The sequence below is a fragment of the Pseudomonas sp. A2 genome (genome assembly GCF_023100865.1).
Classification (GTDB): Bacteria; Pseudomonadota; Gammaproteobacteria; order Pseudomonadales; family Pseudomonadaceae; genus Aquipseudomonas; species Aquipseudomonas asiatica.
Genome location: NZ_CP039127.1, coordinates 4479790 through 4504438, shown reverse-complemented (window position 1 = coordinate 4504438; position 24649 = coordinate 4479790). Strand labels below are relative to the sequence as shown.

Annotated in this window: 4 protein-coding genes; 2 read left to right on the top strand and 2 right to left on the bottom strand. The window is 65.1% G+C overall.

What is annotated here, in order from left to right:
* Both E5221_RS20800 and E5221_RS20795 read left to right on the top strand, forming a co-directional pair.
* Window positions 1-12327 carry a non-ribosomal peptide synthase/polyketide synthase gene (locus E5221_RS20800; protein ID WP_247846379.1) on the top strand — a complete coding sequence of 4109 codons (12327 nt, stop codon included), beginning with the start codon at window positions 1-3 and terminating at the stop codon, window positions 12325-12327.
* Between the two features lies 1 nt (window position 12328).
* Window positions 12329-20908 (top strand): non-ribosomal peptide synthetase, encoded by an 8580-nt coding sequence (locus E5221_RS20795; protein ID WP_247846378.1) that lies wholly within the window; start codon window positions 12329-12331, stop codon window positions 20906-20908.
* Window positions 20909-21117: 209 nt separating this feature from the next.
* Here E5221_RS20795 and E5221_RS20790 read toward each other — a convergent pair whose 3' ends face one another.
* On the bottom strand, window positions 21118-23577 hold the full coding sequence (locus tag E5221_RS20790) for a TonB-dependent receptor (RefSeq protein ID WP_247846376.1): 2460 nt from the start codon (window positions 23575-23577) through the stop codon (window positions 21118-21120).
* Window positions 23578-23702: 125 nt separating this feature from the next.
* On the bottom strand, window positions 23703-24563 hold the full coding sequence (locus E5221_RS20785; RefSeq protein WP_247846374.1) for a formylglycine-generating enzyme family protein: 861 nt from the start codon (window positions 24561-24563) through the stop codon (window positions 23703-23705).
* Window positions 24564-24649: the final 86 nt, after the last annotated feature.

Below are 24649 nucleotides of genomic sequence, written 5' to 3'. Positions count from 1 at the left end.
ATGGAACTCACTGCCGCACAACGCATCGCCCAACGTTTCGTTGGCCTCCCCGTGGAGCAACGCCAGCAGATCCTGGAAAAGATGCAGGCCACCGGGCAGAGCTTCCGCCTGCTGCCCATCGTGCCCGCGCGCCAGGGCCTGGCGCGTATTCCGCTGTCGTACGCCCAGCAACGCCTGCTGTTTCTCTGGCAGCTGGAGCCCGACAGCCCGGCCTACAACGTGCCGATGGCGGTACGCCTGAAGGGCGCGCTGGACCAGGCGGTGCTGCAGCAGGCGCTGGATGCGCTGGTGCAACGCCACGAGTCGCTGCGCACGCGCTTCGCCTCGGAGGAGGGCGAGTTCTACCAGGAAATCCTCGAGCACTGCCCGCTGGCGCTGGAATTGCTGATGCTCGACGGTGCCGCCGATGAGACAGCGCTGAGCGTGGCCGTGGACGCCGCCCTCAAGCAGCCCTTCGACCTGCTGAGCGGCCCGCTGCTGAGGGTGACCCTGCTGCGCGTGGCCGCCGATCACCACGTGCTGGCAGTGAGCATGCACCACATCATCTCGGACGGCTGGTCCAGCGATGTGCTGGTGCAGGAATTCATCCAGCTGTACAGCGCCCTGGCCGAAGGTCGGCAGGCCGAGTTGCCGGTTTTGCCGATCCAGTACGCCGACTACGCCATCTGGCAGCGCGCCTGGCTCGAGGCCGGTGAAGCGCAGCGCCAATTGGCCTACTGGCAGGCCCAGTTGGGCAGCGAGCAGCCGGTGCTGAGCCTGCCGCTGGACTTCGAGCGCCCGGCAATACCCAGCCAGCGTGGCGCGGTGGTGCGTGTGGATATCGGCGCCGCACAGGCCGAGGCCCTGCGTAGCCAGGCGCGCAAGGGTGGCCACACGTTGTTCGTGCTGGTACTGGCAGCCATGGCGGTGGTGCTGTCGCGCTACAGCGGCCAGGCCGACATCCGCATCGGTGCGCCGAACGCCGGGCGCAACCGCAAGGAGCTGGAAGGCCTGATCGGCTTCTTCATCAACACCCAGGTGCTGCGCGTGCAGGTGGACGAGCGCGCCACCTTCGCCGCGCTGCTGGAGCAGGTCAAAGACGTGATCGGCGGCGCCCAGTCGCACCAGGAGCTGCCGTTCGAACACCTGGTCGATGCCTTGCTGCCCGAGCGCAATCTGGCCCACAACCCGCTGTTCCAGTTCAAGATCAACCAGCACGTGGCCGCCAGCGATGCAGGGCGCAAGCGCCTGGGCGCGCTGGAGGTGGAAGGCTTTGCCCGTGACGGCGGTGATGCCCGCTTCGACCTGGCGTTCGACTTCTCCGACAAGGCCGACGGCATCGAAGGCTACTTCACCTACGCCACCGACCTGTTCGAGCAGGCCACCATCGAACGCATGGCCGCTTCGCTGCGCCAGGTGCTGGATGCGCTGATCAGTGACCCGCAGCAGGCAATCGTCGACAGCCCGCAAGTGGCGACGCTGCTGCCGGCGGCCACGCAGGCCTACCCGCACGGCGACTTCCTCGCTTTGTGGCGCCAGGCAATGGCGCAAGGCCAGGCCCACGGCGGTGTGCGTGCCGGTGACCGGTTCATGACCCAGGCCGGGCTGGAGGCGGCGTCCAACCGCCTGGCCGACTACCTGCGTCAGCACGGCGTCGGTGCCGGCAGCATCGTCGCCCTGTGCCTGCCGCGCTCCATCGAGTGGGTCGGCGCCTTGCTCGCGGTGCTCAAGACCGGCGCCGCCTACCTGCCGCTGGACACCCAGCAGCCGCCGGAGCGCCTGCAACAACTGATTGCCGACAGTGGCGCCGCCGTACTGCTGCATGAGCCGGGTGACCGGCGCTTCGCCGGCCTGGACGGTGTGCAGCTGATTGCCTGCGATCACACCGCCTGGGCAACCTGCAGCGACAGCCCGGTCGAGATGGCCATCGCCGCCGAACAACCGGCCTATCTGATCTACACCTCGGGCTCGACCGGCCAGCCGAAAGGCGTGGTGGTCAGCCACGGGGCGCTGGCCAGTTACACCCAGGCGGTGCTGGAGCGCCTGCAACTGCCGGCCGCAGCGAGCATGGCGATGGTGTCCACCACCGCGGCCGACCTGGGCCACACCGTGCTGTTCGGTGCCCTGGCCTCGGGCCGCCTGCTGCACCTGTTGCCACAGGAACTTGCGTTCGACCCGGATGGCTTCGCCAGCTACATGGCGCAGCACCAGGTCGGCGTGCTCAAACTGGTGCCGAGCCACCTGCAAGGTTTGCTGCAAGCGGCCCGCGCCGCCGATGTGCTGCCCACCGAGGCGTTGATCCTGGGTGGTGAGGCATGCAGCTGGGGCCTGTTGGAAAAAATCCGCGAACTGCGCCCGGCCTGCCGGGTCATCAACCACTATGGCCCGACCGAAACCACTGTCGGCGTGCTCACCTTCGAGCCGGGGCTGCCGCTGCCAGGTTGCCGCACGGTGCCGGTCGGGCGCCCGCTGGGCAATGGCTGCGCCCAGGTGCTGGACGGCTACCTCAACCCGTTGGCGGCGCAGGTGCCCGGTGAGCTTTACCTGGGCGGGCAAGGCGTCGCCCAGGGCTACCTGGGCCAGCCCGCATTGACCGCCGAACGCTTCGTGCCGACCGAGGGTGGTGCCCGCCTGTACCGCACCGGCGACCGCGCGCGGCTGACTGCCGATGGCCTGGTCGAGTTCATCGGCCGTGCCGACGACCAGGTGAAGATCCGTGGCTATCGCGTGGAGCCAGGTGAAGTCGGCCGGGTGCTGGCCGGCCTGCCTGGTATCAACGAGGCCGTGGTACTGGCCTTGCCACTGGAGGGCGATGCCGAGCGCTTGCAGCTGGTGGCCTACGGGGTGGCAGACGCAGGCGTGACCGTGCAGCAACTGCAGGCGCAATTGCAGGCACGCCTGCCGGACTACCTGGTGCCGGCGCAGATACTGCTGCTGGAGCGCCTGCCACTGACCGCCAATGGCAAGCTCGACAAGCGTGCCTTGCCGGCACCGGGCGCGGTCAGCCGTGGCTATGTGGCGCCACAAGGCGATATCGAGGAGAAACTGGCCGCAGTGTGGGCCGATGTGCTCAAGCTGGAGCAGGTCGGCAGCACCGACAACTTCTTCGAACTGGGCGGCGACTCGATCCTCAGCCTGCAGATCATCGCCCGGGCCAAACGCCAGGGCATCCGGATCACCCCCAAGCAGTTGTTCGAACAACAGACCATCGCCCAGCTGGCCCAGGTAGCCAAGCGCATCGAGGCCAAGCAAGCGGTTGCGCCCGCAGCCGTGGACACCGCCACCAGCGGCGAGTTGGCATTGCTGCCGGCCCAGGCGCGTTTCTTCGAGATGGAGATCACCCAGCCGGCGCATTGGAACCAGTCGGTGCTGCTCAAGCCGGCCGGCCCGGTGCAGGTGCAACACCTGGAGGCAGCCCTGCGCGCCGTGGTCGAGCAGCACGATGCCCTGCGCCTGCGCTTCAGCCGTGGCGAAAGCCAGTGGCAGGCGCGCTTCCAGCCGCTGGACAATGCACCACTGCTGCACCAGCGCAACCTGGCAGTACTGAGTGAACTGGACGCCGCCGGCAACCAGGTGCAGGCCAGCCTGAACTTGCAGCACGGGCCGCTGCTGCGTGCCGAACTGTTCGATTTCGCCGATGGCCAGCAGCGCCTGCTGCTGGTGGTCCATCACCTGGTGGTCGACGGTGTGTCGTGGCGGGTGTTGCTGGAAGACCTGCAAGCGGCCTACCGGCAATTGCTGAACGGCCAGGCCGTGAGCCTGCCCGCCAAGACCACCTCGGTGAAGGCCTGGGCCGAGCGCCTGGCCAGCCATGCCGGCAGCCCCGCATTGCAAGCACAGCGCGACTACTGGCTGCAGGCGCTGGCCGGCGACCACGCCGAACTGCCGCGTGACAACCCGCTGGGCAGCCTGGCCAACACCCATGCCCGTACCGCCGCCACACGGCTGGATGCCGAGCGCACCGCCAAGCTGCTGAAACAGGCCCCGGCGGCCTACCGCACGCAGATCAACGACCTGCTGCTGACCGCGCTGGCGCGCACCCTGTGCCAGTGGAGCGCGCAGGGCAACGTGCAGGTACTGCTGGAGGGCCATGGCCGCGAAGACCTGTTCGACGACCTCGACCTCAGCCGCACCGTGGGCTGGTTCACCAGCCTGTTCCCGGTGCGCCTCACACCCGGCCAGGACCTTGGCCAGTCGATCAAGGCGATCAAGGAACAACTGCGCGGCGTGCCGGACAAAGGCCTCGGCTACGGCCTGCTGCGCTACTTCGGCGATGCTGAAGTGCGTGAACAGCTCGAGCGTGCCGCCCAGGCCCGTGTCACCTTCAACTACCTGGGCCAGTTCGATGCCAGCTTCGATGCCGAGGCCGGCGCCCTGTTCACCCCGAGCGGGGAAAGCGCAGGCCGTACCCAATGTGCCGGCGCGCAGCTGGGCAACTGGCTGAGCATCACCGGCCAGGTGTACGGCGGCGAGCTGTTCCTGGAGTGGACCTACAGCGCCGACGTTCATCACCCGGCCACCATCGAGAAGCTGGCCCAGGCCTACGGGCAGGCCTTGGCAGAGCTGGTCGAGCACTGCTGCGATGCGCGGCACCAGGGCGTGACGCCGTCGGACTTCCCGCTGGCCGCGCTGACCCAGGCGCAACTGGACAGCCTGCCGCTGGAGGCCGGGCAGATCGCCGATGTGTACCCGCTGTCACCCATGCAGCAGGGCATGTTGTTCCACACCCTTTACGACCAGCAGGCCGGCAACTACATCAACCAGCTGCGCGTGGATGTGGAGGGGCTGGATGTGCAGCGGTTCCGCCAGGCGTGGCAGGCCACGCTCGATGCCCACGACATCCTGCGCAGCGGTTTCGTCTTGCAAGGCGAACTGGAGCAGGCCGTACAGGTGGTACGCAAGGCCGTCGAATTGCCGTGCAGCGAGCATGACTGGCGTGGCCAGCCGGCGTTGGAGCAGGCATTGCAGGCCCTGGCCGAGGGTGAACGCCAGCGCGGTTTCGACCTTGCTGCCGCGCCATTGCTGCGCCTGGTGCTGGTACGCACGGGCGATGCTCGCCACCACCTGATGTACACCAACCACCACATCCTGATGGACGGCTGGAGCACTTCGCGCCTGTTGGGCGAAGTGCTGCAGCGCTATGCCGGCCTGGCGCCGCAGGCCCAGGCCACGCACTATCGTGACTACATCGCCTGGCTGCAGGGCCAGGACGCGGCCGTTGCCGAAGCCTTCTGGAAAGCCCAGCTTGCCGCCCTGGACGAGCCAACCCGCCTGGCCCAGGCCATCGCCGGCAGTGCAGGCACAAGCGGTAGCGGCCATGGCGACCACCGCCTGGCCTTCGACCCTGAGCAGACCGCACGCATCGAAGCCTTCGCCCGGGCCAACCGGGTCACGGTCAACACCCTGGTGCAATCGGCCTGGCTGCTGCTGTTGCAGCGCTGCACCGGCCAGGCCAGCGTGTGCTTCGGCGCCACTGTCGCCGGCCGCCCGGCAGACCTGCCGGGGGTGGGAGAACAGATCGGCCTGTTCATCAACACCTTGCCGGTGATCGGTGCCCCGCGTGCCGAGCAGACCGTGGCCGAGTGGATCGGCCAGGTGCAGGCCGGCAACCTGGCCGTGCGCGAGTTCGAGCACACCCCGCTGTACGACGTGCAGCGCTGGGCGGGGCAGGGCGGTGACGCCTTGTTCGACAGCATCCTGGTGTTCGAGAACTACCCGGTGGCCGAGGCGCTGCAACAGGGCGCGCCCGGTGGCCTGCGCTTCGGCGATGTGGCCGTGCAGGAGCAGACCAACTACCCGCTGACCCTGGTGGTGGAACTGGGCACCACGCTGTCGATGCAGTACAGCCACGACCGTGCGCTGTGGAGCGACGAGAGCATTGGCCGCCTGGCTGGCTACTTTGCCAACCTACTGCAGGCGCTGGTGGAGAATGCAGACGCGGTGATTGGCGAGCTGCCAATGTTGGGCCTGCCAGAACAGCGACAGATGGTCGAAGGCTGGAACGAAACCCAGGCGACGTACCCGGACGAGCGCAGCATTCACCAGCTGATCGAGGCGCAGGTGTTCGCCACCCCGGATGCCCCGGCGCTGGCCTTTGGCGAGCAGACCCTGAGCTATGCCGAGCTCAACCGCCGTAGCAACCAGCTGGCGCACAAGCTGCGCGAGCAGGGCGTGGGGCCGGATGTGCTGGTGGGCATCGCCATGGAGCGCAGCCTGGAGATGGTCATCGGTTTGCTGGGTATCGTGAAGGCCGGTGGCGCGTATGTGCCGCTGGATCCTGAGTATCCACATGACCGTCTGAGCTACATGTTCGAGGACAGCGGCATCGCCTTGCTGCTGACCCAGTCGCACCTGCACGAAGCCCTGCCGATCCCGGTCGGCCTGCGCAGCCTGGACCTGGACACCGAGAACTTCGACGGCTACAGCGATGCCAACCCGAATGTCGACGTGGCCCCGCTGAACCTCGCCTACGTGATCTACACCTCCGGCTCCACCGGTCGCCCGAAAGGTGCTGGCAACAGCCATCAGGCGCTGGTCAACCGGCTGTGCTGGATGCAGAAGGCCTACAGGCTGGACGCCAGCGACAGCGTGCTGCAGAAAACCCCGTTCAGCTTCGACGTGTCGGTGTGGGAGTTCTTCTGGCCGCTGATGACCGGCGCACGCCTGGTCATGGCCCAGCCCGGCGCACACCGCGACCCGCAGTTGCTGGTCGAAACCATCAACCACCACGGCATCAGCACGCTGCACTTCGTGCCGTCGATGCTGCAGGCGTTCATGACCCACGAAGCGGTCGAAAGCTGCGTCAGCCTCAAGCGCGTGGTGTGCAGCGGTGAAGCGTTGCCGGCCGAACTGGCCCGCCAGGCCCTGCAACGCCTGCCGGCGGCGGGCCTGTACAACCTGTACGGCCCGACCGAAGCGGCGATCGACGTGACCCACTGGACCTGCCAGCCGGACGAAAGCATCAGCGTGCCGATCGGCCAGCCGATCGACAACCTCAAGACCCACATCCTCGAAGGCAGCCTGCAACCGGCGGTGCGCGGCAGTGCCGGCGAGCTGTACCTCGGTGGTGTCGGCCTGGCCCGTGGTTACTACCAACGCCCGGCGCTGACCGCCGAACGCTTCGTGCCGGACCCGTTCAGCGACAACGGCGGGCGCCTGTACCGCACCGGCGACCTGGCGCGCTACCGCGCCGATGGCGTGATCGACTACGCCGGGCGCATCGACCACCAGGTGAAGATCCGCGGCCTGCGCATCGAGCTGGGCGAGATTGAGGCGCGTCTATTGGAGCTGCCGAGTGTGCAGGAAGCCGTGGTGCTGGCCCAGGACGGGCCAAGCGGCAAGCAGCTGGTGGGCTATGTGGTGCCCGCCGACAGTACGCAAGACGAAGGCGCATTGCGCGACAGCCTGCGCGAGGCGCTCAAGGCCGGTTTGCCGGATTACATGGTGCCGGCGCACCTGCTGCTGCTCGGCAAGCTGCCGGTGACGCCGAACGGCAAGCTGGACCGCAAGGCCCTGCCGCAGCCGGATGCCAGCCAGTCGCAGGGCGAGTACATCGCGCCGCAGAGTGATCTGGAGCAGCAGATCGCGGCGATCTGGGCGGATGTGCTGAAGCTGGAGAAGGTTGGCCTGACCGATAACTTCTTCGAACTGGGCGGCGATTCGATCATCTCGTTGCAGGTGGTCAGCCGTGCGCGCCAGGTGGATATCCAGTTCACGCCCAAGGACTTGTTCGAGGCCCAGACGGTGCAGGCACTGGCCCGGCTCGCCAACCGCGGCGGCAGTGTATCGATCGATCAGGGTGCGGTAACGGGCGTGACGCCGCTCACGCCGATCCAGCACTGGTTCTTCGAGCAGCCCGTTGTCGTGCGCCATCACTGGAACCAGTCGGTGCTGCTCACGCCCGGTGAAACGCTGGCCCCGGCGACGCTCGATGCGGCATTGCAGGCATTGCTCGAACATCACGATGCCCTGCGTTTGCGCGTGTTCGGCCATGGGGTGGGCTGGCAGGCTGAATTTGCCGATGCGGGCTACTCCCAGTTGCTGTGGCATCGCGATTTCGCCAGCGTCGAGCAGTTGCAGCAAGCCGCCACTGAAGCCCAGCGCAGCCTTGACCTCGAGCACGGGCCGTTGATGCGTGCCATGCTCGCTGCGCTGCCTGACGGTAGCCAGCGACTGCTTTTGGTCATCCATCACCTGGCGGTAGACGGTGTGTCGTGGCGTGTGCTGCTGGAAGACCTGCAGCAGGCCTACCAGACCCTGGCTGCCGGGCAGCCACTGCAGCTTCCGGCCAAGACCACTTCGTACAAAGCCTGGGCCGAGCGTTTGCAAACCTATGCCGCCGCGCCCGCATTGCAACAGCAGCTGGGCTACTGGCAGGGGCAGTTGCAAGGGGCCAGCGAAATGCTGCCCTGCGACAACCCGCAAGGCAGCCGGCAACTGAAGCATGCGGCTTCGGTCAGCACGCGCCTCGACGTGGCAAGCACCCGACGGCTGTTGCAGGATTGCTCGGTGGCTTATCGCACACAGATCATGGACCTGCTGCTGACGGCCCTGGCGCAAGCAGTTGGCCGCTGGAGCGGTCAGCCCGAAGTGCTGGTGCGCCTGGAAGGGCATGGCCGTGAAGACCTGTTCGCGGGTATCGACCTGACGCGTACGGTGGGCTGGTTCACCAGCCTGTACCCGGTAAAGCTGAGCCCGCAGGCAGACCTGGCAAGTTCGATCAAGACCATCAAGGAACAGCTGCGCGCCGTGCCTGACAAAGGCCTGGGCTATGGCGTGCTGCGCTACCTCGGTGATGCCGCGAGCCGCGAGGCCGTTGTAGCATTGCCTGAAGGCCAGATCGTCTTCAACTACCTCGGGCAGTTCGACGGCAGCTTCGATGGCGAAGCAGGTCTGTTCACCCCCGCCAAAGAGAACGATGGCGCCAGGCAGGATGCCGAAGCACCGTTGGCCAGCCTGTTGACCGTCAACGGTCAGGTATATGGCGGCGAGCTACGCCTGGAGTGGACCTTCAGCCAGGACATTCATTGCCGCGAAACCATCGAGCTACTGGCCCAGGCTTACCAGCAGGCCTTGGCTGAAATAATCGAGCATTGCTGTGAGGGTGGACATCGCGGCCTGACCCCGTCCGACTTCCCGTTGGCCGACCTGACCCAGGCGCAGCTCGACCAGCTGCCGGTTGCCGTGGCGCAGATCGCCGACGTCTACCCGCTGTCGCCGATGCAGCAGGGCATGCTGTTCCACAGCATCTACGAGCAAGGCAGCGGCAACTACATCAACCAGATGCGCGTGGATGTGGATGGCCTGGATGTACAAGCCTTCCGGCAGGCCTGGGATGCTGCCTTGCAGACCCACGAAATCCTGCGCAGCAGCTTCATCTGGCAGGGGGACCTGGGCCAGGCGGTGCAGGTCGTGCGCAAGCAGGTGACACTGCCGTTTAGCGAATATGACTGGCGTGCCGAGGATGAGCTGGCGCGGGCGCTGGACAGCCTGGCGGATGCCGACCGGCAGCGTGGCTTCGACCTGGTCGAGGCACCCTTGTTGCGCCTGGTGCTGGTGCGTACGGCGCAGGCACGTCACCACCTGATCTTCACATGCCATCACATCCTGATGGATGGCTGGAGCACCTCGCAGTTGCTGGGTGAGGTGTTGCAGCGTCATGCCGGTAAACCTGTGGTGGCAGCGGCGGGCAGCTACCGTGACTACATCGCCTGGTTGCAGCGCCAGGATGGGGCGGCGGCAGAACGGTTCTGGCAGGGCCAGATGGCCAGCTTCAACGAGCCGACGCGCCTGGCCCAGGCCGTGCGCAATGGTGAGCCTGATGGCCATGGCCATCACGTTCATCACCAGGCATTCGATGCAGGGCGTACCGAGCGGGTTGAAGCCTTTGCCCGTGCCCAGCGTGTCACCGTCAACACCTTGGTACAGGCTACCTGGCTGTTGCTGTTGCAGCGCTATACCGGGCAGTCGTCGGTCTGCTTCGGGGCCACGGTCGCCGGCCGGCCAGCGGAGCTGGCGGGCGTGGAGGCGCAGATTGGCTTGTTCATCAACACCCTGCCGGTGGTTGGTACACCGCAAGGCGAACAGAGCGTCGCGCAATGGATCGGGCAGGTGCAGGCCAGCAACCTGGCCATGCGTGAATACGAACATACGCCGCTGTACGATGTGCAGCGCTGGGCCGGGCTTGGCGGTGAAGCCCTGTTCGACAGCCTGGTGGTGTTCGAAAGTTACCCGGTGTCCGAGGCCCTTCGGCAGGGGGCACCGAGTGGCTTGCAGTTTGGCCCAGTGCAGGTGCGCGAGCAGACCAACTATCCGCTGACCGTGCTGGTGAGCCTTGGCGACAGCCTGGCTATCCAGTACCGGCATGACCGTGCGCACTGGAGCAGCGAGGCGATCGAGCAGTTGGCCCATCACTTCGGTACGCTGCTTGACGCCTTGGTGAGTGACCCGTGTGCTGCACTCGGCGACCTGCCGCTGCTCGATACCGCGCAGCATCAGCGTATCGTGCAGGACTGGAACCGCACGGCGGCCAGTTACCCGGCCGACCGCTGTATCCATCAGCTGTTCGAGGCGCAGGTGGTTGCTGCGCCAGGTGCAGTGGCACTTATCCACGGCGAGCAGACGCTCACGTATGCCGCGCTCAATGTACGGGCCAACCAGCTTGCCCACAAACTGCGCGAGGCTGGCGTGGGCCCGGAGGTGCTGGTAGGTGTCGCCATGGAGCGTGGCCTGGACATGGTGGTCGCGCTGATGGCCATTCTCAAGGCGGGCGGCGCTTACGTGCCGCTCGATCCTGGCTACCCGCAGGACCGCCTGGTGTACATGCTCGAAGACAGCCAGTCGATCCTGCTGCTGTCGCAGTCGCACCTGCTGGAGCGTGTGCCGGCCAGCTTCCAGGCGCGCACGCTGCTGGTGGACCAATTGCTGCTCGACGGCTACGAAGCGGCCGACCCGGTGTGCGTGAGCACGCCGGACAACCTGGCGTACTGCATCTACACCTCAGGCTCCACCGGCAAACCCAAGGGCGTCCAGATCGAGCATCGCAATGCCGTGGCAATGATCGGCTGGGCGCAGTCGGTGTACAGCCAGCAGGACCTGTGCGGCGTGTTGGCGTCCACATCGATCTGTTTCGACCTGTCGGTCTGGGAGCTGTTCGTGACCCTGGGCTCGGGTGGCTATGCGGTACTGGCGGCCAATGCCCTGGAGCTGCCGCACCTGCCGGCCAAAGACCAGGTACGCCTGGTCAACACGGTGCCATCGGCCATCAAGGTGCTGCATGAAACCGGCCAGCTGCCGTCCGGTGTACGCATCATCAACCTGGCGGGGGAGGCCCTCAAGCAGGGGCTGGTCGACGCGCTGTACGGCACTGGCCATGTGCTCAAGGTGTACGACCTGTACGGGCCTTCGGAGGACACCACCTACTCGACCTTCACCCTGCGCACCCAAGGTGGCCAGGCCAATATCGGCCGGCCGCTTTCCAACAGTGCCGCGTACCTGTTGAGCGAGGACGGAACGCCGCTGCCGGTAGGGGTGGTGGGGGAGCTGTACATGGCGGGTGCGGGCCTGGCGCGTGGTTACCTGGCGCGCCCTGGGCTTACCGCCGAACGCTTCATCCCCGACCCGTTCGGTGGGCAGGGTGGCCGGCTGTATCGCACCGGCGACCTGGCGCGCTATGACGCCGACGGGGTCATCGAATATGCCGGGCGTATCGACCATCAGGTGAAGATTCGCGGCTTCCGTATCGAACTCGGTGAGATCGAGGCGCGCCTGCAACAACAGGACGCAGTCCGCGAAGCCGTGGTACTGGCACTGGATGCGCCGGGCGGCAAGCAACTGCTGGGCTACGTGGTGCCAGCCGATGCAGCGTCGGCTGCCAGCGAGGAAGCCCGGGCGGCGTTGCTTGACACCCTGCGCGCCAGGCTGAAGGCCAGCCTGCCGGACTACATGGTGCCCGCGCACCTGTTGCTGTTGGAACGCCTGCCACTGACACCGAACGGCAAACTGGACCGCAAGGCCCTGCCACAGCCTGACGGCAACCCGCGCCGGGCGGCCCATGTGGCGCCGGAAACGGAGCTGGAGCGGCGCATCGCAGCGGTATGGGCTGAAGTTCTTGGCCTGGAAAACGTATCTCTTACCGACAACTTCTTCGAGCTGGGGGGCCACTCCTTGCTGGCAACCCAGGCGGTAGCACGACTGCAGATCGAACTGGGTACGAACCTGCCACTCGCGTTGTTGTTCCAGACAGAGAACCTGCAGGCCTTTGCACAAGAGGTCGGTAGTCTCGGTACCCGAAACGACGGAGACCTGGATGAGCTCCAGGACTTCATGGCAGAGCTCGAGGCGGTTTGAGATGCACACGGACAACAGAAACGCAGACCTGGTTTATCGCTTTATCCGTCTGCCCCTGGCGCAGCAGAAGCTGTTTCTCGAAAAACTGGCGTCCAAGGGCGTCACGCTCGCGCAACTGCCCATCCCGGTGGCCAGGCACGATGTCGAACGCCCTGTGCTGTCCTATGCCCAGCAACGCCAGTGGTTTCTCTGGCAACTGGAGCCCACCGGCTCGGCCTACAACATTCCGACCGCGCTCAGGTTCAGGGGGCAGCTCGACCTGGCAGCCCTGCAGCGCAGCTTCGCGACGCTGATCCAGCGTCATGAAGCCTTGCGCACGACCATTGCCGAGGAAGATGGCCAGCTGATGCAGGTCATCCACCCGGACCAGCCTTTCCAGCTGGCCCGCCAGGCCTTGGGGGCCGTGGATGAGCAGGTTTTGCAGGCGCAGGTCGCGCTTGAGGTCCAGAAGCCGTTCGATCTGGTCCATGGGCCGCTGCTGCGGGTGAAACTGCTGGAACTGGCGCAGGGCGAGCACGTGCTGGTGCTCACCTTGCACCATATCGTCGCCGATGGCTGGTCGATGCCCTTGCTCATCGATGAGTTGGTACAGCTTTATGAGGGCTATAGCCAAGGTCGGGAAGTGGCGCTGGCCGAGCTGCCGATCCAGTACGCCGATTATGCGATCTGGCAGCGTGCCTGGATGGACGCTGGCGAGCGTGAGCGTCAGCTGGCGTACTGGATGGCGCAGCTGGGCGACGACCACCCGGTGCTGGAACTGACCACCGACAGGCCACGCCCGGCGCTGCAAAGCTACCGCGGTGAGCGGATCGACGTTGACCTGGGCGAAGCGTTGAGCCAGTCACTCAAACAGCTGGCGCAGCACCAGGGGGCGACACCCTTCATGCTGCTGCTGGCGAGTTTCCAGGTACTGTTGCACCGCTACTCCGGGCAGGCCGATGTGCGCGTGGGCGTGCCCATCGCCAACCGTAACCGCGTAGAGACCGAGCGGCTGATCGGCTTTTTCGTCAATACCCAGGTGATGCGTGCCGAGTTCGATACGCAGCTGACCTTCACCGAGCTGTTGGCGCAAGTGCGGCAACGAGCCTTGGGCGCGCAGGTGCATCAGGACCTGCCATTCGAACAGCTGGTCGATGCCTTGCAGCCTGAACGCAGCCTGAGCCACAGCCCGTTGTTCCAGGTGATGTACAACCACCAGACCCGGGGCAAGGGCGAGCGCCGCAGCTTGCCCGGCCTGGAGGTGGAGAGCCTGCAATGGAACGTGCACGCGGCGCAGTTCGACCTCACGCTGGACAGCTTCGAACATGAGCTGGGCATCAGCGCCACGCTGACCTTTGCAACCGACCTGTTCGATGCCTCGACCATACAGCAGATGGCGCGGCACTGGCTGAACCTGCTACAGGGCATCGTCGGCAACCCAGGCCAGCGAGTGGCTGAGCTGCCATTGCTGGATGACGGGGAGCGGCAGCAGATCGTGCATGGCTGGAATGCCACGCAAACCGATTACCCAGGCGAAACCAGCATCCACCAGCTGGTCGAAGCCCAGGTACTCGCCACCCCGGATGCCCCGGCGCTGACCTTTGGCCAGCAGACCCTGAGCTATGCCGAGCTCAACCGCCGTAGCAACCAGCTGGCGCACAAGCTGCGCGAGCAGGGCGTGGGCCCGGACGTGCTGGTGGGCATCGCCATGGAGCGCAGCCTGGAGATGGTCATCGGTTTGCTCGGCATTGTGAAGGCCGGCGGCGCTTATGTGCCGCTGGACCCGGAATACCCCCAGGATCGCCTGAGCTACATGTTCGAGGACAGCGGCATCGCCTTGCTGCTGACCCAGTCGCACCTGCATGAAGCCCTGCCGATCCCGGCCGGCCTGCGCAGCCTGGACCTGGACACCGAGAACTTCGATGGCTACAGCGATGCCAACCCGAACATCGACGTGGCCCCGCTGAACCTCGCCTACGTGATCTACACCTCCGGCTCCACTGGTCGCCCGAAGGGCGCTGGCAACAGCCATCAGGCGCTGGTCAACCGCCTGTGCTGGATGCAGAAGGCCTACGGGCTGGACGCCAGCGACAGCGTGCTGCAGAAAACCCCGTTCAGCTTCGACGTGTCGGTGTGGGAGTTCTTCTGGCCGCTGATGACCGGCGCGCGCCTGGTCATGGCCCAGCCCGGCGCACACCGCGACCCGCAGCTGCTGGTCGAAACCATCAACCACCACGGCATCAGCACGCTGCACTTCGTGCCGTCGATGCTGCAGGCGTTCATGACCCATGAAGCGGTCGAAAGCTGCGTCAGCCTCAAGCGCGTGGTGTGCAGCGGTGAAGCGTTGCCGGCCGAACTGGCCCGCCAGACCCTGCAACGCCTGCCGGCGGCGGGCCTGTACAACCTGTACGGCCCGACCGAAGCGGCGATCGACGTGACCCACTGGACCTGCCAGCCGGACGAAAGCATCAGCGTGCCGATCGGCCAGCCGATCGACAACCTCAAGACCCATATCCTCGAAGGTAGCCTGCAACCGGCGGTGCGCGGCAGTGCCGGCGAGCTGTACCTCGGTGGTGTCGGCCTGGCCCGTGGTTACCACCAACGCCCGGCGCTGACCGCCGAACGCTTCGTGCCGGACCCGTTCAGCGACAACGGCGGGCGCCTGTACCGCACTGGCGACCTGGCGCGCTACCGCGCCGATGGCGTGATCGACTACGCCGGGCGCATCGACCACCAGGTGAAGATCCGCGGCCTGCGCATCGAACTGGGCGAGATCGAGGCGCGACTATTGGAGCTGCCGAGTGTGCAGGAAGCCGTGGTGCTGGCCCAGGACGGGCCAAGCGGCAAGCAGCTGGTGGGTTATGTGGTGCCTGCCGACAGCACGCAGGACGAAGGCGCATTGCGCGACAGCCTGCGCGAGGCGCTCAAGGCCGGTTTGCCGGATTACATGGTGCCCGCGCACCTGCTGCTGCTCGGCAAGCTGCCAGTGACGCCGAACGGCAAGCTGGACCGCAAGGCCCTGCCGCAGCCGGATGCCAGCCAGTCGCAGGGCGAGTACATCGCGCCGCAGAGTGATCTGGAGCAGCAGATCGCGGCGATCTGGGCGGATGTGCTGAAGCTGGAGAAGGTTGGCCTGACCGATAACTTCTTCGAACTGGGCGGCGATTCGATCATCTCGTTACAGGTGGTCAGCCGTGCGCGCCAGGTGGATATCCAGTTCACGCCCAAGGAGTTGCTGCAGCATCAGACCGTGCAGGGGCTGGCCTCGGTTGCCCGGCGCAGCGAAGCACAAGCGCTGGAGCAGGGCGTGGTCACCGGGCCTCTGCCACTTGTTCCGGTGCAGCACTGGTTCTTCGAGCAAGCGCTTGTAGCACGTGACCACTGGAACCAGTCGGTGTTGCTCGAGCCCGGTGAGGCACTGGATGCGCAGCTGTTGAGCATGGCGCTGGACAACCTGCATGCCCATCACGACCTGCTGCGGCTCAATGCCTGGCAGAGTGCCGGGCGCTGGCAGGCCACGATCGGCGCGCCGGTATCGACCGAGCTGCTGTGGGTACGCGAATGCGTTGATGCCGAGGCGCTGGAACGCTTGGCCGATCAGGCCCAGCGCAGCCTGAACCTGGCTCAGGGGCCATTGTTGCGCGCCGTGCTGGCAACGCTGGCAGACGGCAGCCATCGGCTGCTGCTGGTCATTCATCATCTGGTGGTCGATGGCGTGTCATGGCGGATCCTGCTGGAAGACCTGCAACAGGCCTACCAGGCGCTTGCCCTCGGCCAGCCGTTGAAGTTGCCGGCCAAGACCAGCGCGTTCAAGGTCTGGGCCGAACAGCTGCAGGCCTATGCCAGCAGCCAGGCACTGCAACATGAACTGCACTACTGGCGTGATCAACTGCAAGGCGCCAGCGATGCTTTGCCTTGCGATCATCCCCAGGGCGAAAACCGGCAGAAGCATGCAACGTCGGTCAGCACTCGCCTGGACCCGCTCTGGACCCGCAAGCTGTTGCAGCAGGCACCGGCAGCCTATCGCACGCAGATCAACGACCTGTTGTTGACGGCATTGGCCCGTGTGGTCAGCCGTTGGACCGCGCAGCCGCAGGTACTGGTGCGCCTGGAAGGCCATGGCCGCGAGGACCTGTTCGACGGTATCGACCTGAGCCGCACGGTGGGTTGGTTCACCAGCATGTACCCGGTCAACCTCAGCCCTCAGCCCGAGCTGGCCAGTTCGATCAAGACCATCAAGGAGCAACTGCGCGCGGTGCCCCACAAGGGTCTTGGCTATGGTGTGCTGCGTTACCTGGGGGCTGGCGAAGCTCGGCAGACGTTGGCGGCGCTGGCCCAGGGGGCGATCATCTTCAACTACCTGGGGCAGTTCGATGGCAGCTTCGACCAGCAGGCGAGCCTGTTCAGACCGGCCAGCGAGAATGCCGGGCTGAACCAGGATGAGGATGCGCCATTGAGCAGCCTGCTGGCGCTCAATGGCCAGGTGTACGGCGGCGAGCTGACACTGGGCTGGACGTTCAGCCGTGAAGTTTTCGATACCTCGACCATCCAGCAACTGGCCGATGCCTATGCAGAAGAACTCAAGGCCTTGATCAACCATTGCTGCCAGGATGACACCCAAGGCCTCACGCCATCGGACTTCCCCTTGGCCCGTCTGAACCAGGCGCAACTGGACGACCTGCCGGTACCTGCTGCTCAGATTGCCGATATCTACCCGCTGTCGCCGATGCAACAGGGCATGCTGTTCCATACCCTGCAGGAGAGCGACGCCGCGCTGTACATCAACCAGACTGCGGTCGATGTGCACGGCCTGGACATAGACCGCTTCGTCGCGGCCTGGAACCAGGTGATCGCCAGCCACGACATCCTGCGCACGGTCTTCCTGTCATCGGCCCGGTGGGCGGAGCCCTTGCAGGTGGTTCAGCGTCAGTCCAGCCTGCCGCTGCGCGTGCTCGACTGGCGTGGGCGTGAGGTGACCAGCGACGCCTTGCAGGCGCTGGCAGCCGAAGAGGCCGCCGAAGGCTTCGACCTGGCGTGTGCCCCCCTGATGCGCCTGACACTGGTTCGAGTGGATGAGCAACGCCTGCACCTGATCTGGTCGCGCCACCACATCCTCATGGATGGCTGGAGCAATTCACGGTTGCTGGGCGAGGTGTTGCAGGTTTATCACGGCCGGCCCGCCAGCCATGCGGGGGGGCGCTTCGGTGACTACATCCGTTGGCTCGCCGAGCAGCCGATGGGCAAGCTGGAGCAGTTCTGGAGCGAGAAGCTGCGTGCCCTGGAGGGGCCGACGCTGTTGGCCGACAGTGTTGCACCGCAGGCGGACGGCAAGCTTGTCGGGCACCATGCGCTGTACCTGCATTGGGATGCGCAGCGCACGCAACACCTGCGTGACCAGGCCCGGCGCCTGAGGGTTACGCCCAATACCCTGGTCCAGGCCACCTGGCTGTTGCTGCTGCAACGCTACACCGGCCAGGCCAGCGTGTGCTTCGGCGCCACAGTGGCCGGGCGCCCCAGCAGCCTGGCCGGTGCAGGCGAGATGCTGGGGCTGTTCATCAACACGCTACCGGTGGTGCAGGAGCCGCAACCCCAGCACATTGTCAGCGACTGGCTGCACCAGCTGCAGCACTACAACCTGGAACTGCGCGACCACGAGCATGCAGCGCTGGCCGATGTGCAACGCTGGGCCGGGCGGCCAGGGCAGGCGCTGTTCGACAGCATTGTGGTGTTCGAGAACTACCCGGTTGACGACCGCCTGCGCGAGGGCGGCGGCGGAACGTTGCGCTTTGGCGAAGTACGTAACCGCGACGTCACCAACTATGCCATGGACCTGGCCGTGCAATTGGGCGAAACCTTTTCGGTAGAGTTCCTGTACCTGCGCAACCGCTTTACCGAAGCCGCTGTCGAGTGCCTGCGCGGCAGTTTCGAAAGCCTGCTGAGCGCCATGCTGGACAATCCCCAGGCCACGCTGGGCAGCCTGGGCATGCTGACGCCGGCGCAGGCAAGGCACGCCGACCTGCGCAACCAGCTTGCGGCACCTGGGCGCGAGCAGCCGCTGCTCGCCGAGCGTGTCGCCGGGCATGCCCGTGAGCGTGGCGAGGCCATGGCGGTAGTCTGCGGCGGCCAACAGTTGACCTATGCCCAGCTGGATGCGCGCGCCAACCGCCTTGCTCACCATCTGATCGCGCAGGGCGTGCGCCCGGAAAGCTGCGTGGGTATTGCCCTGGAGCGGTCGGTGGAGGTGATCGTGGCCTTCCTGGCGGTGATGAAGACCGGCGCAGCTTATGTGCCATTGGATATCGACTACCCACAAGAGCGCCTGCAGTGGATCGTCGAGGACTCGGCAATGCACCTGCTGGTCACCAGCAGTGGCTTGCGCCAGCGCTTTACCCAGGTAGCGCGGTGCGTCGAGCTCGACCAGCAAGCGCTGGACCATCTGCCTGCTACTGCACCTGAACAGCGCGCGTGCGCGGATAACCTGGCTTATCTGATCTACACGTCTGGTTCTACCGGCAAGCCCAAAGGTGTGGCGGTGAGCCACGGCCAGATTCGCATGCACTGCCAGGCCATAGTCGGGCTGTACGAGATGGACCTGCAGACCCGCGAGCTGCTGTTCATGTCGTTCGCCTTCGACGGGGCCCAGGAGCGCTGGCTGTCGACGTTGTCCTCGGGTGGTTGCCTGGTGGTGCGTGACAACCGGCTATGGACGGCAGAAGAAACCTGGCAGACCTTGCATGCCCAGCGTATCGATATCGCCTGCTTCCCGCCGGCCTACCTGCAACAGTTGGCCGAATTCGCCGATAGCCAGCAGCAGCCCGCGCCAGCGGTGCGGGTGTACTGCTTTGGCGGCGATGCGGTACCGGACGCCCTGTTCGAGCACGTCAAGCGCACGCTGCGTCCGCGCTGGTTGACCAACGGCTATGGGCCGACGGAAACCGTGGTTACGCCTTTGCTGTGGAAAGTGCCGGTGCAACGAACCTGTGAGGCTGTGTACGCGCCGATTGGTGACCGCGTGGGCGAGCGCACGCTGCACGTACTGGACCCGCACCTCAACCCGCTGCCCGATGGTGTGGCCGGTGAGCTTTACATCGGCGGAGAGGGCGTGGCGCGTGGCTATCACCAGCGGGCCGCACTCACGGCCGAGCGCTTCGTGGCCGACCCGTTTGCCCCGGGTGGCCGCCTGTACCGCACCGGTGACCGGGTGCGTCGCCGCGCCGATGGCGTCATCGACTTCCTCGGGCGCCTGGACAACCAGCTGAAGATTCGAGGGTTCCGCATCGAGCCGGGAGAAATCGAGGCACGCCTGCGCAACCTGGCTGGCGTGCGCGATGCCGTGGTGGTGGCGCGTGACATCAGCACGGGCAAGCAACTGATCGGTTACGTGGTGACGGACAATGCCGATACCCGCACCGAGCAATTACGTGATGCCCTGCGCGCCGACCTGCCGGATCACATGGTGCCGGCACAGCTTGTACTGATGCCGGCGCTGCCGCTCACCCCCAATGGCAAGATCGACCGCAATGGCCTGCCGGCTCCCGAGTTTGCCGCAAGCCGGGCATGGGTTGCCCCGCGTAATGCGATCGAGCAGGCGCTGGCAGCGATCTGGCAGGAAGTACTGCAAGTCGAGCAGGTCGGTGTCGATGACAACTTCTTCGAACTGGGTGGTGACTCGCTGCGCGTGCTGAAGATGCTGTCCAAGGTCCGCGCCCGTGAGGATTTGCCGATCGAACTGAAACTGCGTGATGTGATTGCCCGGCCGACCATCGCCGAGTTATCGGGTTATGCCCCCGACGATGCAAGCCTGGACCCGCTGTTGTTGCTGAACAGCCGAGTGAGCGCGAGTACACCGCTGTTCTGCCTGCATGCCGGGTTTGGCACGGTGTTCGATTACGAGCCATTGGCGCGCCGGCTGGAAGGCCGTTGCACGGTTTATGGCCTGCAATGCCGGATGCTGCTGGATCACGCCTGGGTGGATGATTCGCTGGAAACGATGGCTATCGATTACGCACAGTACATTCGCCAGAAGCAACCCGAAGGCCCTTATCAGCTGGCAGGTTGGTCGCTGGGCGGCACCCTGGCGGTGTTGGTGGCCAAGGAGTTGGAAAGCCAGGGGCAGCGGGTTGCGGTGCTGGCCTTGGTGGACAGCTTCGTGCCCTCGGCCAGGCAAGCCGTGCAGGAAAGTGACTGGAGCGCCGACCTGCGTGGCTTCCTGGCGGTGATTCTCGGGGTTTCGGCCGATGCACTGGTGCTGCCGGTCGTGCCGGTCGGCAGTACTCAGGATGCCCTGGAGCGCGTGATCGAAACGGCACGGGCCGCACAGGCTGCACAGTCGGCCTATGCCGAAATCGGCAACGCTGATCTGGCGCAGACCTTTGTCGTGGCCATGAAACTCAAGGCGCTTTCGCGTCAGTTGCGCCAGCTACCGTCTACCGAGGCAGCGGCAAGTTGCTGGTGGGCGGGGGAGGGCGCGCACGTGGGTGGCATCTCGGGTAGCTGCCAGGACATTGCTGTTGACGCCGGGCACTATGACATCCTTGAGCAGGTGGATGTCCTTGAGGGGGTGATTGCCAGGCTGTTGCTGGCAGATACGATCAGCCAGTAAACCTGCTCACTCTTTGCAGGAGCGGCCTTGTGTCGCGAAAGGGCCGCAACGCGGCCCCAGGGGCTCAGCAGTGATGCAGGAATTGCCGGGGCTGCCTTGCAGCCCTTTCGCGACACAAGGCAGCTCCTACAACGGACCGCCTACCGAAGCGAACACCATGCAGGCATGAAAAAGGCGACCTCCAGGGTCGCCTTTTTTCGTTCTGCTGATCAGAAATCGTAGCGCAGGTTCAGCGTCGCGTTTCTCGGCGCGCCATAGTGGCCATAGTTGCCGGCCAGGCCTGCGTAGTACTTCTTGTCGAACAGGTTGTCCACGTTCAGCGTGGCGGCCAGGTGCTCGCTGATCTTGTAGCGGGCCATCAGGCTGGCCACGGCGTAGTCTTCCTGGGTGATGCGCGTGTTGTAGCGGGTGGCCAGGGATTGCTGGGAGTTCCAGTTGACCCCACCACCAACAGTCAGGCGCTCCCATTCGCCGGGCAGGCGGTAGGTAGTCCACAGGCGGAATGTATCCAGCGGCAGTTGAGACGTCAGCCGAGCGCCATTGGTATCTTCCGTGCGGGAGTGGCTGTAACCGGTATGAACCTCAAGCCCGCGAGCCACTTCGCCGGACAGTTCAAGATCAATGCCCTTGGTTTCGGCGCCGCTGACCGCGCGGTAAGCGGTGGAGTTAGGCACGCCCGGTACGCTGAAACCGGTGTCTTCCTCTGCAAGGTTGTCGCGCTTGATGAGGTAGATCGCCGCGTTGGCGTTCAGGCGACCATCGTAGAACTCACCTTTCCAGCCCATTTCATAGTTCTGCCCGATCACAGGGTCCAGCACCTTGCCGGTACGGTCGCGGCTGGTCTGGGGCTTGAAGATATCGGTGTAGCTGGCGTACACCGACTGCTCATCGGTCAGGTCATAGATCAGGCCGGCGTACGGTGTTACCTCTCCGTGCTCCTTAAGTTGCGTGGGGTTGCCAGTGCCAGTGGTCAATACCACCTGGTTCGAGTCCGAACGGTAGTTGGTTGTACGGGCACCGAGAATCATGTGCAGGTCGTCGGTGAAGTTGAGCCGGGTGGCAATGAAGTAACCGGTCTGGCGGATGGTCAGGTCGTAGTCCAGCAGTGGCGAATAGTTGCCAGGTTGCGGTATGCGGTTGCCCCAGGTGTAGAAGTTGAATGTGGCTTCCCCAGCTTTGCCGGTGAAGTGGTTGTTCTCGTAATCCATGTAGTCGAAGCCGGTAACCAGTTCGTGGGTCTGGCCAAACAGCTCGAAAGGCCCCTGCAGCGTGATGTTCATGCCCCGCTGAACCTGGTGGGCATCGACTTGCAGCAGGTCGGACTTGGCGTTGCCGGTGGCTTGATCGAGGGTAGAGACCCCGGCACCGGTGCGATAGAACGCCGACAGCGAGTCGCGATCGACATCCATGTAGTTGCCGGCCATTTTCAACTGCCAACCATTGCCAAGCTCCTGGTCCAGGCCGAAGGAGTAGTTCTTGGTGGTGTAGTCTTCATACATCCAGCGCGGCCCGGAACTGGTCGAGCGGGAGAAGTTGGTGGGCTGGCCATTGCTGAAAAACAGCGGCACACCTGGCGCGCCATTGGCGTCGTAGGTCTGGTAGTCCATGCCGAAGCGCACGGTGGTGGTATCGGTCAGGTCTGCTTCGAGCACGCCGTAGACCAGGTCACGGTCCTGGCTGTACCAGTCCATGTAGCTCTGGTTGCTCTGCTTGGCGGCCACCAGGCGGCCACGCAGCTTGCCGCTTTCGATCAGCGGGCCGGACACGTCGGCCTCGGTGCGATAGTAGTCCCACGAGCCCACACCGGCCTGCACATACGACTGGAATTCTCGCGTGGGGCGCTTGCGTACCATGTTGACCACACCGTTGGGTTCGCCCGCACCGGTCATCAGGCCAGTGGCGCCGCGGACGATCTCGATGCGGTCGAACATGGCCATGTCCATCAGGGTGTTGGGCATGTTGCGCGTCAGGTAGTCCTGCGCGGTGTTCACGCCATCGAGCTGGTAGGTGCTGATTTCCGAGCCGCGCGAATAGATGTGAAAGCGCTCGCCACCGTCCTGGGACATGGTGATACCCGGGTTCTGCTTCAGCACGTCGGTAATGGTCGCCAGGTGCTGGTCGTCCATTTGCTGGCGGGTGATGACGCTGATGCTTTGCGGTGTTTCGCGTATCGACAGGTTCATGCGGGTGGCCGTGCTGGTCACGCCGGTAGTGTAGGAACCCGTGCCTTCGGTAGTGGCGCCCAGGCCCATGCTATTGACGTTGGTCGCCGAAAGCTCGACCTGGCCGTCCTTTGCGGCCGAACCCGCTGTTACCGTCACGGTGTTGCCGTCGATCTGATAACGCAGCCCGCTGCCGCCCAGCAGGATGCGCAGGGACGAAGCGAGGTCGTGGCGCCCTTTGAGTGCGGAGGAGCGCAGGCCACCGATATCTTCCGGGCTGTACAGCAACTGGGTATCGGTCTGCCTGGCCAGTGCCTGCAACGCCGAGTTCATCGACTGCGCGGGAATATCCAGTGTCCACTCCTGCGCCTGCACCTGGGCAACCATCGCAGCGGATATCGCCAGGCCCAGGCCGATGCGTGTGAACGCGCGCTGGGGACGAAGGGAATGACGGATCAGTAGTGCTTTGGCAAGCGGGTTGAGCGAGCCGGGGAGGGACTTGGACATCTATTGCGGTCTCGTTGGCAGAGGGATTTTTCTTTGTCAGCTATAGGACGCAGCACCTGCGAAAAACCGGAACGATTCTTATTGGCGATTTTTTTGGCCGGTGCTGCGTTAACCGCGTCACAACTTCACAGTTCGCGTGCTACGCGAAAGCCGAGGAAGTCACCGCGGGTGGTCTTGAGGCGGTCGTTGCGGTTGGCCGAGCGGGAGAAGATCGGCGGCTCGCCCCAGTCGTTGCCGCGCATGTGCGCGCGGATGCACTTTGGGTCCTGGATCCAGGCGCTGCCGTCGGTGGGGGCGCCTTCGTAGCTGTCGTGGTAGCAGTCGGCGACCCATTCGTAGACGTTGCCGTGCATGTCGTACATGCCGAAGGCATTGGGCGGGTAGCTGCCCACCGGGGCGGTGAAGGTATGCCCGTCCTTGGGGCCATAGGTGTTGGCGTGCTTGCTGATCTCGTACTTGCCAGGTTCGTCGAAGGGGAAGGGGAACGGGCCGCTGGAGCCAGCACGGGCGGCATATTCGCGTTCGGCTTCGCTGACCATGCGGTATGGCTTGCCGGTGGTTTCAGCCAGCCACCGGGTGTAGGCCTGCACTTCGTCGTAGTCGATGCACACCGCCGGCTGGCGGGGGCCTTGCTTGTAGCTGGGCTTGCTGGCTTCGCACCAGCGGCCGGGGCGGTCGTCGCCGCTCTTGATGACGGTGCCGGTGGACTTGATGTAGGCGTCCAGTTCGCCGGCGGTGACCTGGTAGCGGCTCATGGCGAAGGGCTTGGCGAAAGTCACGGTGTGCAGCGGGCCCTCGTCGGGCTGGCGGCCGACTTCATCGTCGGGGGCCCCCATTACGTAGCTGCCGGCGGGCAGCACGACCATTTCGGGGCAGTCCTTGCAATCCTTGAACACGTCGCCGGGCTTGGCGGCATGGGCGTAGGCGCTGACCAGCAGCAGGCAGGTGATCTGGGCTGGCCGGTAGAGCCAGGCGGATACGTTCATCGGTGGTCCTCGAAACGGGTGAATGCGGGCTGCGTTACGCATTCAGACGAGCCGGGGCGGTGAAAAATTAACCAACAGCCATGTTG